Raw genomic sequence first — 12,931 nt, forward strand, 5'->3', positions numbered from 1 at the left:
TCCTTCGACATGCTGGACACCTTCGACCGTGAGCAGGAGACCGACCCCGGTCGCCAGGCCCGCAGGCCGGACCACCGGACCGCGCACCGCGAGCCGCTACGGCGTGCGGTCGGCTGACCGGCCCGCGACCCGATCAGGGGCGTCGTCGGTACAGCAGCACGCCGTCCTTGACCGTGGCCGTCTGACGCTCGTCCGGCCCGACCGCCTCCCGTGGGCGGATCTCCGCCAGGACGAGTTCCCACACAGACGGGTCCAGGGCGAGTTCGGCGGCCTCCTCGGTGGGTGTCGGCAGGTCGAGGTGGCCCGCGTGATCCCCGGCCTCGGGTCGGTGCGCCCACGGCGGGACGTCCGCTTCGCTCTCGAACACGTGGGAGACCATCAGCAGGTGGCCGCCCGGCCGGATCCACTCGGCGGCACGTCGCAGTACCCGCGGGCGGGACAGCTCGACGGGGGAGTGGAAGAAGCTAGCCGTCACCAGGTCGAAGCGCTTGTCGGTGGTCCAGGTGGTCAGGTCGTGTGCCACCCAGTCGATGCGGTCGGCCACACCTCGGGCGGTCGCCGCGTCAGCGCCGCGGGAGGTCGCCGTGGGGGACAGATCCACCGCGGTGACGTCCCACCCCTGCTCGGCCAACCAGAGCGCGTCGCCGCCCTCGCCGCAGCCCAGTTCGAGGGCCGAACCGACCGGTAGCGGGGCGACCACGGCTGCAGTCGTGGCGTTGACCGCTCCCGACCACCGTGGTCCGTTGTCGGCGTACTCGCCCTCCCAGTACTCGGCGGGAGTGCCGGTCGAGTCGGGCGCGCCGGGCGAGTCCGATGAGCCGGAGGCGGGTGAGGCAGCGATCGCGCGGTCGAAGTCCTCGTTGACCAGCATCATGTTGACCATCCCGCCGGCCATCGACCCCGCGGCCATGGACACGGGCACGGTCGCACCCGGGTTGGCAACGTTGCCCACCGCCCAGATGCGGGGGTGGCCGGTCGCCCCGAACTGGTCCACGGCCAGTGCCGTGCCCATCGGGTTGGTGGCCCGTTCCAGAGTGAGTCCGTCGAGGAACTGGTCGTGGGGTCGCGCCACGGGTGCCGCGAAGATCGCATCGAGTGCGATCTCCCGCCCGTCATCTAGCCGGACCCCGCTCAGGCGGCCGTCGGTGGACAGGACCCTGTCGACGGGGGTCGACTCGAGTCGGACGCCGCGGGCCCGGAGTCGGGCGGCCACCTCGGCGTCGGGACCGTTGCCGGATTCGTCGATGCCAGCGGTGAGGAAGACCAGGTCGTCAGTCCACTGCCGTACGAGTTGGGCCTGGTGCGTGGACATGGCGGATGTACCCAGCACCGCGATCCTGCTGCCGCGCACCTCCCAGCCGTGGCAGTAGGGGCAGTGCAGCACGCTCGTGCCCCAGAACTCCCGCAGGCCGGGGATGTCCGGCAGCTCGTCGGTTTGTCCGGACGCGACGACCAGGGCACGTGCGGTCGCGGGCGCCGCATCGGCGAACTCGACGGTCAGGCCGGCCCCGCCGTCGTCTTTACCCGCGTCGTCGACCCCGCTGTCACGAACCACGGTCACCGAGCCCGGACGCACCGTCACGTCGTACTGGCGGAGTTCCTCGCGGCCCCGGCGGAGCAGCTCCAGCGGGTCCACGCCCTCGTGGCCGAGGACGCCGTGCATGTGTGCGGCGAAGCGATTTCGTGGCTCGCCGGCGTCGACGACGAGCACGCGGCGGCGTGCCCGCCCCAGCATCAGCGCCGCCGACAGGCCTGCGGCCCCGCCGCCGACGACGATGGCGTCCCAGCGTTCTTCTGTGTCCTTGTTTGTGTGCATGACAACAGTTCACGCCGGGTGTGCGTAAACTGCAAGGATGTTTGCACTATTGGCAAGGGGTTGAGTGGTGCCGGAGGAACTCAAGCTGGTCGGGACGCGGTTGCGGGCGTACCGCCACAGCAAGGGGTGGACACTGGACGAGCTGGCCGAGCGCGCGGCCATGTCGGCCAGCACGCTCTCCCGTCTCGAATCGGGCAAACGTCAGGCCAGTCTCGAGCTGCTCCTGCCGCTCACCCGCCAGTTGGGGATCAGTCTGGACGACCTGGTGGCACCGTCGACCGTCGACCCCAGGGTGCGGCGTCCGGTGATCCACCGGAACGGCATGGTCATCGCCCCGCTCGCGCCCGAGGGCTCCTCGGTGGGGACCTACAAGATCACCTACCCGCCGTCGAGCTCCGCGCCCGACCCCCGCGTCCACGACGGCTACGAGTGGTTCTACGTCCTGTCCGGGAAACTGCGCCTGGTCCTGGGCGACCAGGAGCTGATCCTGACCCGCGGGGAGGCAGCGGAGTTCGACACCAGGGTCCCGCACAGTCTGTCGGCCGCCGGCGCGCGGCCCGCGCAGGTGATCAGTATCTTCAACGACGACGGGGTGCGGATGCACACCCACACGGCCGACTCGTGAGGCCCCGCACTCCCGGTTTGGGGGGTCGGCCGGGCGTGCTGGTAAGGTGTTCCACGCTGCTCGAGAGGGTGGCACCGCTTCCCGAAAGGGCGGCAACACGGTCCGCGAGGGCCGTGCGGGGCTATAGCGCAGTTGGTAGCGCGTCTCGTTCGCATCGAGAAGGTCAGGGGTTCGATTCCCCTTAGCTCCACCCAAGGACCGTGAGTTCAGAGGCCGTTTCCGCTCAGGCGGGGACGGCCTTTCCGTTTTCTCGCGTCGCACCAGGTCGGGTGCCGCAATATGCTCCCGGAGTCGCCGGGCGTTCCGGCATGCTGGATCGACGGGACCCCCAGCGAAGTGACTGCGTCGGAGGTGCCCAGATGACGAGGGCATGCACACACAACGGCCCCGTTCTGGGCGGCGCGGGGCCTCGTCTGTCCGCCGATGGTTGGACAGGGCAGGTCTTTCGCTATCCGAGGAGGTGGACGTGGCAACTCACACCGTGCGCGTCCACGCGCAGTTCTCGGCGGACCCCGCGGATGTCCTGGGAATGGAGTCCGACGCAGCGCAGTGGCGGCAGTGGGCGGGTGCACCGCTGCGGGGGTTCCGGCGGCGGAGGCGAACGACCGCGCTGGAGCCGGGAGTGGAACACGTGTACGCGGTGCAGCCGAGGTGGCAGCTCTACGACCGCGTCGGTCGCGTCACCGTTCGGGCACGACCCGGCGGCGGCGAGCTCGAGTGGACCTACTCCTTCCGCTCGGCCAACCGGGTCGTCGGCATGGTGGCCGCCCGCATCGTCAAGGCCTCCCTCGCCGTGCTCGCCCGTCGGCTCGTCACGGAGGCCGACCGGCGGATCACCATCACCCGCAGGCCGAGTATTCCGTCGCGGCTCCAGCGAGCTGGACTCCGGTTGATCGTCCGTCCCGTCCTGACGGTGGCCCCGTTCGACGAACGGGGGATCCGGGCCCTGCGGGCCGTGGCCACCGGCGCGTCCAGGCTGGCCGGCTCGCGACGAACGGCCAGACCGGCGGTCGGGGTCCCCGTTGCGGGACTCTGGATCGACGGGCCAGCCGGTGCCCCGGGCCTGCTCGTCCTCCACGGGGGCGGTTATGTGGCCGGCTCATCCGACACACATGCCACCATGGCAGTGACCCTCGCCCGCCTCTCGGGCGCGACCGCCTACGTACCTGATTATCGGCTCGCTCCCGAGCACCGTCACCCGGCCGCCCTGGACGATGCCGAAGCGGCGTTTCACCGTCTCGCCCAGCACGTCGGAGGATGCGAACGGGTCGCCATTGCCGGGGACTCCGCCGGCGGGGGCCTCGCTCTCGGACTGGTCGAACGTCTCCGTCGACGCTCGGAACGCCCGGCCGGTCTGGCGCTGATCAGTCCGTGGGTCGACCTCACCGAACCTCTCGGTCCCGACCGCTCCGGTGGCGCCCTCGACCCGCTCATGCCCCCATTGGTCGCCCGGAACTGCCGTGATGCCTATGCCGGTGACACCCCGGTCGACGATCCGGAGATCTCTCCCTGCCGCCGGCCGCTCGATGAGACGGCGCCACCCGTGGCGGTCGTCTGTGGCGGCGACGACTTCGTGGTCGACGACGTTCGCGCCTTTGTCGACACGAGCACTGCGCTCGGCGCGTCGATCGACCTGCGGGTCTGGCCGGGGATGATCCACTGCTTCCCCGTGGTCGCTGGAACGCCCGAGGGGGCGTCTGCCCTGGCGGTACTGGGCGCGCACATCCGTGACGTGACGATCCGGCGCTGACCATCCCGGCGTACCCGCCTGTCGCCGGCCCGGCGCGCGGGGCCCATACACTTTGTGCGTCGACCGCCCGGCGTGCAGCGGGGCTCAGCTCGAGGGAGAAGAACATACTCGTGCAGGCCAGTACAGGAAAGTGGCTGTTCCTCGCCGCGGCGATCGCACTCGAGGTGGCGGGCTCGCTCTCCCTGAAGGGGGCGCTCGTCACGCCCGCGCTGTACGCGATGGTGGCCGTCGGGTACATGGGCGCGTTTGCATTCCTCGCCCTCACCCTGCGGGCGGGCGTGCCGCTCGGGGTGGCGTACGGCATCTGGGGGGCCTCCGGCGTCGCGCTGACCGCGGGCCTGTCGACCCTGATCTACCACGAGCCGCTGACCCCGCTGATGGTCGCCGGCATCGCGGTGATCATCGCCGGGGTGTTGTGCGTCGAACTGGGATCCCAGCGCGCCCGGGCACGCGCGGAGGGGGCCGGCTGATGGCCTGGGCCTACCTCGCCGTCGCGATCTCCTTCGAACTCGCCGCGACGCTCTCGCTCCGCATGGCGGTCGACAACGCGCGGTGGTACGCCGCCGTCGTGCCCGGTTACCTGGTGGCCTTCGTCTTCCTCTCCCTGACCCTCGCGGAGGGGATGCCGCTGGGGGTCGCCTACGGCATCTGGACGGCCGCCGGCGTGGCCCTGGCCGCGGTCCTGAGCCGGCTGCTCTTCCGCGAACCCCTCACGCCCTTGATGGGCGCCGGGATCGTCCTGATCGCCGGCGGGGTGTTGCTCGTGGAGCTGGGCGCGGGCGCCTGAGGACAGAGGCACCGATCGTTTACACGGGGTTCACCACCATCCCGATTCCCCCGGGCGTGTCTGAGTAATGTTCTGCGTCATGGCGACACCCGCGCCCGAGGGCGACGACGAACCCGGGATCCCCTCGACGGTTCAGCGATACATCGACGAGACCCCCCGCTGGCGGGACGGCACGCCTGCGGGCGCGGGTGGCATGACGAGCATGCAGAGCAGGATCTGGTGGCTCGCCTCCGCGGGCAAGTTCTTCGAGGGCCTGATCGTGTTCCTCATCGGTGTCGCCCTGCCACTCATCACCGCCTACTGGTCCCTCTCGACGGTGGAGACCGGACTCCTCACCGCGGCGCCCCTCGCGGGCATCATGGTCGGCGCGACCGCGCTCGGCGGGCTGTCGGACCGGTTCGGTCGACGGCAGATGTTCCTCATCGAGATGGTGCTGTTCACCCTGTTCGTTCTGGGTGCGACGGTGGCTCCGGGATTCGTCGTCTTCCTGATCTGCCTACTCGGAATGGGACTCGCCCTGGGGTGCGACTACCCCACCGCGCACACGATGATCTCCGAAACGCAGTCGACGGTCTCCCGGGGACAGAAGGTCCTGTCGGCGTTCGCGTTCCAGGCGGTCGGGGCCGTGGCGGGCACGCTCGTCGGGGTCGCGATCCTCACCAATACCGACTCGCTCGATGCCTGGCGACTGATGTTCGGCGTCGTCGTGGTGCCGGCGGCACTCGTGGCAGTCGGCCGACTCTTCATCGTGCAGAGCCCACACTGGCTCGCGAACGTCGGCCGGGTCGACGAGGCCCAGGTCGAACTCAAGAGGCTGCTCGACCGCACACCCCGGTACCCCTCGGTGGTCTCGCTGGCAACGGAACGCAGCGCGCACGCGGCCGAGGGACAGAAGCTCGGATCGCTGTTCCGCAGACCGTGGCGCAGATCGACGATCCTGGCGTCCGTTCCGTGGTTCCTCCAGGATCTCGGGACCTACGGCATCGGCATCTTCACGCCGACGATCATCGCGACGACCCTCGGGGACGTCGACCACAACGCCTCGTCGTCGTCGGCGATCATCCACAACGATCTGCTCGGCGCCGAGGGGGCCGCCTTCATCGACACATTCCTCCTCGTCGGCATCGTGGTGGCGATCCTGCTCGTCAACCGGCTGGGTCGCATGCGCTTGCAGATCATCGGGTTCGTCGGGTGCGCAGTCGGACTGGCGATCGCGGCGGCGTCGACGTACGCCACCGGGACGGTGCAGACCGTGCTCATCTTCGGCGGCTTCATCCTGTTCCAGTTCATGACCAACCTCGGTCCCAACTCGATGACCTACGTCGTCGCGGGTGAGGTGTTCCCCACCTCTCTCCGCGGTATGGGCGCCGGCATGGCGGCGTCTTTCGCGAAGGTCGGCGCGGTGCTCACCTCGTTCCTGTTCCCGATTCTCCTCGTCTCGTGGGGCACCAGCACAGTGCTGGCGATTCTCGTGGGTACCTCACTGCTCGGCGCCGTCATCACGTGGAAGTTCCGGATCGAGACCACGGGCAAGAGCGTCGAGGACATCGATTCGATGTACGAGGAGCACGCGGCGCCGCCGGAGCTCGCCGAGGGGTGATGCCGTTCGGCTCGGCTGTGGCACTCTGTGCGGTATGCCGTCCCCTCGGATCGCCATCACCTTCTGCACGCAGTGCCGGTGGATGCTCCGCGCCCAGTGGTACGCGGGCGAGCTGCTCCAGACCTTTGAGGATGAGATCGGGGAGGTCGCGCTCGTGCCCGCGACCGGCGGTACGTTCCGCATCGATGTCGGCGACGAGCAGGTCTGGAACCGCAAGAAGGATGGCGGATTCCCGGAGATCACCGAACTGAAGCGGGCCGTCCGTGATCTCGTCGCTCCGGAGAAGTCACTCGGTCACGCCGACCGGGTCGAGCCCACCGACTAGCCACACCGATCTGCCCTCCCCGGATCCGGACAAAGCCAGTTCGCCCTGGAGGCGTCCGGATTCCGCGCGATGTTCATCTTCGCGACAGCGGACTCTGGTGTGCTGGTCAGAAGGCGGCGGGTGCCGTACCGAACCACTCCAGGGAGATCGACATGTCCGGAAGACTGCTCACCGTGTGCGGCTTCGCCGCCGTAACCCTCCTCGCGAGCGCCGGGACGGCGTCCGCGCAGCTCGGCTCCGTCACCGGTTCGCTGCCGGGGTCGACCAGCGGGCCGGTCGGCTCCACGGCCACCGCGGTCTGCAACGCCGGTAGCGTGGCCAACCTCGCCGGGGCCGGACTGCCGACCAGCGCGGTCTGCTCAGTCGCACCGGCGCTGGGCAAGTCGATCGACCACCTGCTCGCCGGAGACACCAACGGTTCGGTCTCCGCGCTCGTCGGCGGCGTCCCGGGGGTGGGGAGCGCGTTGGAGAGGGTGGTCCCGACGGACTCCGCAGCCGACCTGGTGGATCAGGCGCTCGCGGGGATCGACTCCACGTCGCTCAACCCCCAGGGCTGAGCGGGCGGCGCGCGGTCGCAAGGCGGGCAGGGAGACCGGGGGCGCTTTGCACTCAGTGCAAAAGTGCTGGCCAAAGCGCGTGATCGCTAGATTGGAACGCGTTATAGTTCGCGCATGACCCTTGCACCCGGTAGCCCCGTCCCCGATGTATTCAGCCCGGCGAAGATCGGAAACGTGACGCTGCGCAACCGCATCGTCAAGGCCGCGACGTTCGAGGGCCGCTGCCCCGAGGGCCGGGTCACCGACGAGCTGATCGAATTCCACGCCGAGTACGCCCGCGGCGGCGTCGGCATGACCACCGTCGCCGACCTGGCCACCTCGCCCGAGGGCCGCACCGACCGGCACCAGTACCACTGGGGCATGGACGACCGCGGCATGCTGCGCAAGCTCACCGACACCGTGCATGCCGAGGGCGCGGCCGTCTCGGCGCAGGTCGGACACGCGGGGGCAGTGGCCAACTCCGCCTCCAACAAGATGCCGGCGATGGGGCCGTCCCGCATCCCGGCCCCCACGGGCATGTCCCTGACCAAGGCCTGCACCGAGGCGGACATCGACCGGATCGTGGAGGACCATGTCCGAGCGGCCCGCGGGGCGGCCGAGGCCGGGTTCGACGCCATCGAGGTGCACTTCGGGCACAACTATCTGGTGAGCGAGTTCCTCAGCCCCAGGCTCAACAAGCGCAAGGACTCCTACGGCGGTTCGCTCGAGAACCGCGCCCGCTTCGCGCGCCGGATCGGCCGCGCCATCCGCGACGCGATGGGCGACCGGATCGCCGTGACCATCAAGCTCAACATGGACGACGGCGTGCCCGGCGGGTTCTGGATCGACGAGGCCGTGCAGGTGGCCAAGTGGATCGAGGCGGACGGCTCGGCGGACGCCCTGGTGATGACCGTGGGCAGCTCATTGCTCAACCCCATCTACCTCTTCAAGGGCGACGCGCCGCTGCACGAGTTCGCCGCCACCCAGCCGACGGTCATCAAGATGGGCATGAAGGTGGTCGGACCCAGGATGTTCAAGGAGTACCCCTACACGGACGCCTACATGCTCGATGACGCCCGCCAGATCCGCGAGGCCGTCAGTCTGCCGATGATGCTGCTCGGGGGGATCGTCGACCGGCCGTCGATCGACAAGGCGATGAGCGCGGGATTCGAGTTCGTGGCCATGGGTCGTGGCCTGCTGCGCGAGCCGGACCTGCCCAACAAGCTGAGGGCCGATGATCGTCGTCGTTCCCTCTGCGTGCACTGCAACCGCTGCATGGCCACGATCTACAGCGGGAGCCGCTGCGTGCTGCGCGACTACGTTCCGCCCGTCCCGGCGCGCGGCTGACGCCGACCGGCATCAGACCGGCTGCCTGACACGGGCGGGCCGCTACGGTGGAACCCCAAGAGGCCCGCTCGAGCGACCCGGGCCGGAAGGGAACCACATGTCGAGGCGACGGATCACCGACTACCGTGGCAAGACCTGCGTGGTCACCGGCGCGGCCAGCGGGATCGGCCGCGCCGTGGCGATTCGGTTGGCGGCCGAGGGCGCGCGGCTGGTGCTGACGGACCGCGATGCCGCCGGGTTGGCGACGGCGGCGCAGGCCTGCCGGGACACGGGTGGCGCGGTGCTGCTCTCCGAGACCGTGGACATCACCGAGCACGAGGCGGTGATGGAGTTCGGCGAGAACACGATCGCCGCGCACGGCGCCCCGCACGCGATCTTCCACGTCGCGGGCAATTCGGCGTGGGGGCGGCCCGACCTCCTCGAACACCGCGTCTGGCGGTCCATGGTCGAGGTCAACCTCATGGGCACCATCCACGTGATCGAGGCGTTCGTCCCGGCGATGATGGCCGCGAGGAGACCTGCCGCGCTGGTCATGGTCTCATCCGCTGCGGGTCTGCTGGGTCTGCCGTGGCACGCCGCCTACAGTGCCGCGAAGTTCGGAATCCGCGGCATCGCCGAGGTGCTGCGCTTCGATTTGGCGCCCTACGGGATCGGCGTGCACCTGGTGTGCCCCGGCGGCGTGGACACCCCGCTGGTGGAGACCGTCGAGATCGCGGGCGTGGACCGCTCGGACCCGCAGGTAGCCAAGACCGTGGACCAGTTCCGCCGCCACGCCGTCACCCCGGAGGTCGCGGCCGAGAAGACACTCGAGGGCGTACGCAAGGGGCGCTACATCGTCTACACCTCGCCGGACATCAAGCTCGGGTTCGCCGCCCAGAAGTTCGCCCCGCCGCTCTACATGCTCGCGATGAAGTTACTGAGCCGTCGTATCAACAAGGCCGGCGAGGGAATCCTCCCGTGAGGGGAATGGAGACCCTCAACGACGCCGCCATCCTGCTGGCCCGGCTCGGGCTCGGGGCGGTGTTCGTTGCCCACGGGTGGCAGAAGTTCTTCACGCTGGGACTGAGCCGGGTGGGCGAGCAGTTCGCCGGGTACGGCATCCCGCAGCCGGACGTGACCGCCGCGGTCGTCGCCGGGGTTGAGCTGATCGCGGGGATCGCACTCATCGCGGGCATCCTCACGCCCCTGGCCGGGATCCTGCTGGCGGTGGACATGGCGGGCGCCCTGTACTTCGTCCACGCCACTAACGGGCCCTTCGTCACGCAGAACGGCTGGGAGCTCGTGGTGGCGCTGGGGGTGGGCGTGTTGCTCATCGCATCGGTCGGGGCGGGCCGGTTCAGCATCGACAGGGCGCTGGGCGGCTAGAGCCAGGGCCGCTGGAACCAGCGCCGTGATCTGTGCCCGTGGTCTGGACCCGTGGTCGCACTCACCGTGGTGAATCGGCCTGGCGCGCGCGGTGGCTACGACCACGGGCACGGTGAGTGCGACCACCGCGGGAGCGGGGCGGTTCAGCGGGGCGGTTCAACCGGGCTGCTCAGCAGGGGCTGCTCAGCGGGAGAGACGCAGCGGGAGAGACACAGCGGGAGAGACACAGCGGGAGAGACGCGGGCGGGAGTGACTAACGCCAGGACGGCAGCCAGAGTTGCTGGTTCCATTCCGTCGGGGTGATGGGCATCCCCGACAAGATGGGCAGCATGTAGATGAAGTTGGCCACTACGAGCGCCAGATAGAGGCATACGATCCCCAGGCCGATGGACCGGCGCCGTGTGGAGTCGGTGGCCTTTCCGGCGATCTCGCCCAGCACCAGCGCGACCATCATCACGAAGAACGGCACCATCACCGAGGCGTAGAAGAAGTACATCTGGCGGTCGTGCTGGAAGAACCACGGCAGGTATCCGGCCATGTAGCCGACGAGCGGGAACGCGTACCGGCCGTCGCGGCAGATCACCGCGCGCCAGAACGCCCAGCCGAGCACGGGGACCGCGAGCCACCAGATCGCGGGCGTGCCGAGGAGCATGATGGCGCGGACGCACGACTCCTGGCCGCACCCGGTCACGTCCTCGCCCTGTTCGACGTAGTAGAGCATCGGCCGCAGGCTCATCGGCCAGGTCCACGGCTTGGACTCCCACGGGTGCCGGTTGCCCGCCGAGGTGGTGAGCGAGGAGTGGAAGTCGAGCACGGACGACTGGTAATACAGCCACGACTGGAGCGAGTCGGGAAGCCAGTTGTCCTGGACTTTGGACCCAACTGCGTGCCGGTACACCGAGTTCTCGCCGGCGAACCACGGCAGCCAGGTGAACATGTGGATCAGGGCGGGCCAGATGACCAGCGTGAGGAAGGCCGGGACGGCGTCCCGGAGGAGCGTGCCCGCCAGTGGCCGCCGGATTCCGTAGCGACTGCGTAACGCCCAGTCCCAGGCCACGGTCATGAGTCCGAAGAAGGCGATGAAGTACAGGCCGGACCACTTGACGCCCAGGGCCAGCCCGAGCATGACGCCGGCGGTGAACCGCCACCAGCGGAAGCCCAGTCTCGGGCCGAAGTCCGACAGGTGGAGCCGGCCGGCGAGCGCGGCGCGGTGCATGCGGCCGCGCATCTGGTCGCGGTCGACCAACAGGGCACCGGCGGCGGCGGTGACGAACAGGACCTGGTAGATGTCCAGCATGCCGATGCGTGAGGTCACGAAGGTGACCCCGTCCAGACACAGCAGCAGGCCCGCGACCAGGCCGAGTTGCGTGGAGCGGGTCAGCCGCCTGGTGATCCGCATGACCATGAGCACCACGAGCACGCCGCATATCGCGGCGGTGAACCGCCAGCCCAGTGGCGTGTAGCCGAAGAGCAGTCCGCCGAGCGACTCGATTTGCTTTGCGACGGGCGGGTGGACCACCAGGCCGTAGGCCGGGTTCTCCTCGATCCCCAACTGGGTGATGCTGAATGACTGCGGGGCGTAGTGCTTCTCGTCGAAGACAGGGGTGCCCTCGTCCGTGGCGGAGGTCAGGCCCCAGAAGCGCGAGATGAAGGCCAGGACCAGGATGACGCCGGTGACGACCCAGTCGCGGGGGGTGTCGACCGGCCCGGTGTCCGGATCCGGGAGCGGGCGGCCCGGGGATCGCACGCCTGGGGTCGAGGTCACACCGCGAGCATAATGGTGGCCCTCCCGGCACCGGGGACACGGGCACAGCCACGGGCACGAGCAGGACGCGGGCGGGAGTGGACGGTGGCGACCGGGGATAGGGTGGAGCGCATGACGTCCGGACGTGTCGTGTTGGCGGCCACCCCCATCGGGAACCTGGGCGACGCCTCCAGCCGATTGCGGGAACTGTTGGCCACCGCCGACGTGGTGGCCGCCGAGGACACGCGGCGTCTGCGGGGGCTCGCCACCGCGCTCGAGGTGACGATCCCGGGCCGGGTCATGAGCTTCTACGAGCACAACGAGGCGGGTCGCGTCCCCCAGTTGATGGACCGGGTCCGCGCCGGTGACGTGGTGGCCGTGGTGACCGACGCCGGGATGCCCGCGGTGTCGGACCCGGGATATTCGCTGGTCACCGCGTGCATCGAGGCCGGCCTCCCGGTGACCTGCCTCCCCGGCCCGTCGGCGGTGACCACGGCGCTGGTGCTCAGCGGCCTGCCTGTGGACCGGTTCTGCTTCGACGGCTTCCCCCCGCGCCGGGCAGGTCGCCGCAGGACCTGGCTGGCCCGTCTGGCCGCAGAAGAGCGCACGTGCGTGTTCTTCGAGTCGCCCCACCGTCTCGGCGACACACTCGCGGAAGCGGCCGGGGTGTTGGGCGCAGGCCGGCGCGCCGCGGTGTGCCGCGAGCTCACCAAGACCTACGAGGAGGTCCTGCGGGGCACGCTCGGCGAGTTGGCCGAGCGGACCGCCGACGGGGTGCGCGGGGAGATCGTGGTGGTGATCGAGGGGGCGGACGCCGCGGACTCCACCGCCACGACGGGGGATCTGGTCGAGATCGTGGAGGAACGGGTCGAGGCGGGCGAGCGGCTCAAGGACGCGTGCTCGGCCGTCGCGGAGGGGTCGTCGCTGACCAAGCGGGAGCTCTACCAGGCGGTCGTCGACTCGCGGGAGTGACCACCACGCCGCGCGCCCTGCCGTCTACACCGTGCACTGCCGTCTACGCCGCGCCCTGCCGTCT

13 protein-coding genes and 1 tRNA gene are annotated in these 12,931 nt (G+C 69.7%); 12 read left to right on the forward strand and 2 right to left on the reverse strand.

The genetic code is table 11. The features are described 5' to 3' along the window. Nucleotides 1-133: 133 nt before the first annotated feature. The gene (locus G6027_RS04685; protein WP_182635841.1) at nt 134-1,816 is read right to left on the reverse strand and encodes a bifunctional NAD(P)/FAD-dependent oxidoreductase/class I SAM-dependent methyltransferase; all 1,683 of its coding nucleotides are present in this window, start codon (nt 1,814-1,816) and stop codon (nt 134-136) included. Nucleotides 1,817-1,883: 67 nt separating this feature from the next. Between G6027_RS04685 and G6027_RS04690 the strand changes: the two genes are divergently transcribed. The 11 genes from G6027_RS04690 to G6027_RS04740 all read left to right on the forward strand — a co-directional run bounded on the left by G6027_RS04690 (nt 1,884) and on the right by G6027_RS04740 (nt 10,151). Further along, complete coding sequence (locus G6027_RS04690; RefSeq protein ID WP_182635843.1) at nt 1,884-2,441, forward strand: cupin domain-containing protein; 558 nt, start codon at nt 1,884-1,886, stop codon at nt 2,439-2,441. 117 nt (nt 2,442-2,558) lie between these two features. Beyond that, a tRNA-Ala gene (locus G6027_RS04695) sits at nt 2,559-2,631 on the forward strand. Between the two features lie 276 nt (nt 2,632-2,907). Next, the gene (locus tag G6027_RS04700; RefSeq protein ID WP_182635844.1) at nt 2,908-4,191 is read left to right on the forward strand and encodes an alpha/beta hydrolase; all 1,284 of its coding nucleotides are present in this window, start codon (nt 2,908-2,910) and stop codon (nt 4,189-4,191) included. Nucleotides 4,192-4,301: 110 nt separating this feature from the next. Beyond that, the gene (locus tag G6027_RS04705; protein ID WP_182635846.1) at nt 4,302-4,661 is read left to right on the forward strand and encodes an SMR family transporter; all 360 of its coding nucleotides are present in this window, start codon (nt 4,302-4,304) and stop codon (nt 4,659-4,661) included. After that, nucleotides 4,661-4,978 carry an SMR family transporter gene (locus G6027_RS04710; RefSeq protein ID WP_182635848.1) on the forward strand — a complete coding sequence of 106 codons (318 nt, stop codon included), beginning with the start codon at nt 4,661-4,663 and terminating at the stop codon, nt 4,976-4,978. The genes G6027_RS04705 and G6027_RS04710 overlap by 1 nt, the downstream gene beginning before the upstream one ends. A 79-nt stretch (nt 4,979-5,057) precedes the next feature. After that, nucleotides 5,058-6,578 (forward strand): MFS transporter, encoded by a 1,521-nt coding sequence (locus G6027_RS04715; protein ID WP_182635850.1) that lies wholly within the window; start codon nt 5,058-5,060, stop codon nt 6,576-6,578. 34 nt (nt 6,579-6,612) lie between these two features. Next, nucleotides 6,613-6,903, forward strand: a complete 291-nt coding sequence (locus tag G6027_RS04720) for a SelT/SelW/SelH family protein (protein WP_182635852.1) — start codon at nt 6,613-6,615, stop codon at nt 6,901-6,903. A gap of 152 nt (nt 6,904-7,055) precedes the next feature. After that, entirely contained in the window at nt 7,056-7,460 is a 405-nt protein-coding gene (locus tag G6027_RS04725; protein ID WP_182635854.1) for a hypothetical protein, read from the forward strand. A gap of 114 nt (nt 7,461-7,574) precedes the next feature. Next, nucleotides 7,575-8,786: an NADH:flavin oxidoreductase gene (locus G6027_RS04730; protein ID WP_182635856.1), complete on the forward strand. Its 1,212-nt coding sequence runs from the start codon at nt 7,575-7,577 to the stop codon at nt 8,784-8,786. Nucleotides 8,787-8,883: 97 nt separating this feature from the next. Continuing rightward, nucleotides 8,884-9,747 (forward strand): SDR family oxidoreductase, encoded by an 864-nt coding sequence (locus tag G6027_RS04735; protein ID WP_182635858.1) that lies wholly within the window; start codon nt 8,884-8,886, stop codon nt 9,745-9,747. A gap of 5 nt (nt 9,748-9,752) precedes the next feature. Next, nucleotides 9,753-10,151 carry a DoxX family protein gene (locus G6027_RS04740; protein WP_182635870.1) on the forward strand — a complete coding sequence of 133 codons (399 nt, stop codon included), beginning with the start codon at nt 9,753-9,755 and terminating at the stop codon, nt 10,149-10,151. A 253-nt stretch (nt 10,152-10,404) separates the two neighbouring features. Here the strand turns inward: G6027_RS04740 and G6027_RS04745 are convergent, their stop codons facing one another. Further along, nucleotides 10,405-11,916, reverse strand: coding sequence for a phospholipid carrier-dependent glycosyltransferase (locus G6027_RS04745; protein WP_182635866.1), 1,512 nt, complete (start codon nt 11,914-11,916; stop codon nt 10,405-10,407). Nucleotides 11,917-12,027: 111 nt separating this feature from the next. Between G6027_RS04745 and rsmI the strand changes: the two genes are divergently transcribed. Next, nucleotides 12,028-12,867: a 16S rRNA (cytidine(1402)-2'-O)-methyltransferase gene (rsmI, locus tag G6027_RS04750; RefSeq protein ID WP_182635868.1), complete on the forward strand. Its 840-nt coding sequence runs from the start codon at nt 12,028-12,030 to the stop codon at nt 12,865-12,867. Nucleotides 12,868-12,931: the final 64 nt, after the last annotated feature.

The organism is Dietzia sp. SLG310A2-38A2, from assembly GCF_014145095.1.
In the GTDB taxonomy this organism is placed as follows: Bacteria; Actinomycetota; Actinomycetes; order Mycobacteriales; family Mycobacteriaceae; genus Dietzia.

What these genes read in the sequence shown, in the direction of transcription:
- G6027_RS04685 (WP_182635841.1), bottom strand. Translation starts at nt 1,816, where the DNA reads ATGCACACAAACAAGGACACAGAAGAACGCTGGGACGCCATCGTCGTC.
- G6027_RS04710 (WP_182635848.1), top strand. Translation starts at nt 4,661, where the DNA reads ATGGCCTGGGCCTACCTCGCCGTCGCGATCTCCTTCGAACTCGCCGCG.
- G6027_RS04715 (WP_182635850.1), top strand. Translation starts at nt 5,058, where the DNA reads ATGGCGACACCCGCGCCCGAGGGCGACGACGAACCCGGGATCCCCTCG.
- G6027_RS04720 (WP_182635852.1), top strand. Translation starts at nt 6,613, where the DNA reads ATGCCGTCCCCTCGGATCGCCATCACCTTCTGCACGCAGTGCCGGTGG.
- G6027_RS04725 (WP_182635854.1), top strand. Translation starts at nt 7,056, where the DNA reads ATGTCCGGAAGACTGCTCACCGTGTGCGGCTTCGCCGCCGTAACCCTC.
- G6027_RS04730 (WP_182635856.1), top strand. Translation starts at nt 7,575, where the DNA reads ATGACCCTTGCACCCGGTAGCCCCGTCCCCGATGTATTCAGCCCGGCG.
- G6027_RS04735 (WP_182635858.1), top strand. Translation starts at nt 8,884, where the DNA reads ATGTCGAGGCGACGGATCACCGACTACCGTGGCAAGACCTGCGTGGTC.
- G6027_RS04740 (WP_182635870.1), top strand. Translation starts at nt 9,753, where the DNA reads ATGGAGACCCTCAACGACGCCGCCATCCTGCTGGCCCGGCTCGGGCTC.
- rsmI (WP_182635868.1), top strand. Translation starts at nt 12,028, where the DNA reads ATGACGTCCGGACGTGTCGTGTTGGCGGCCACCCCCATCGGGAACCTG.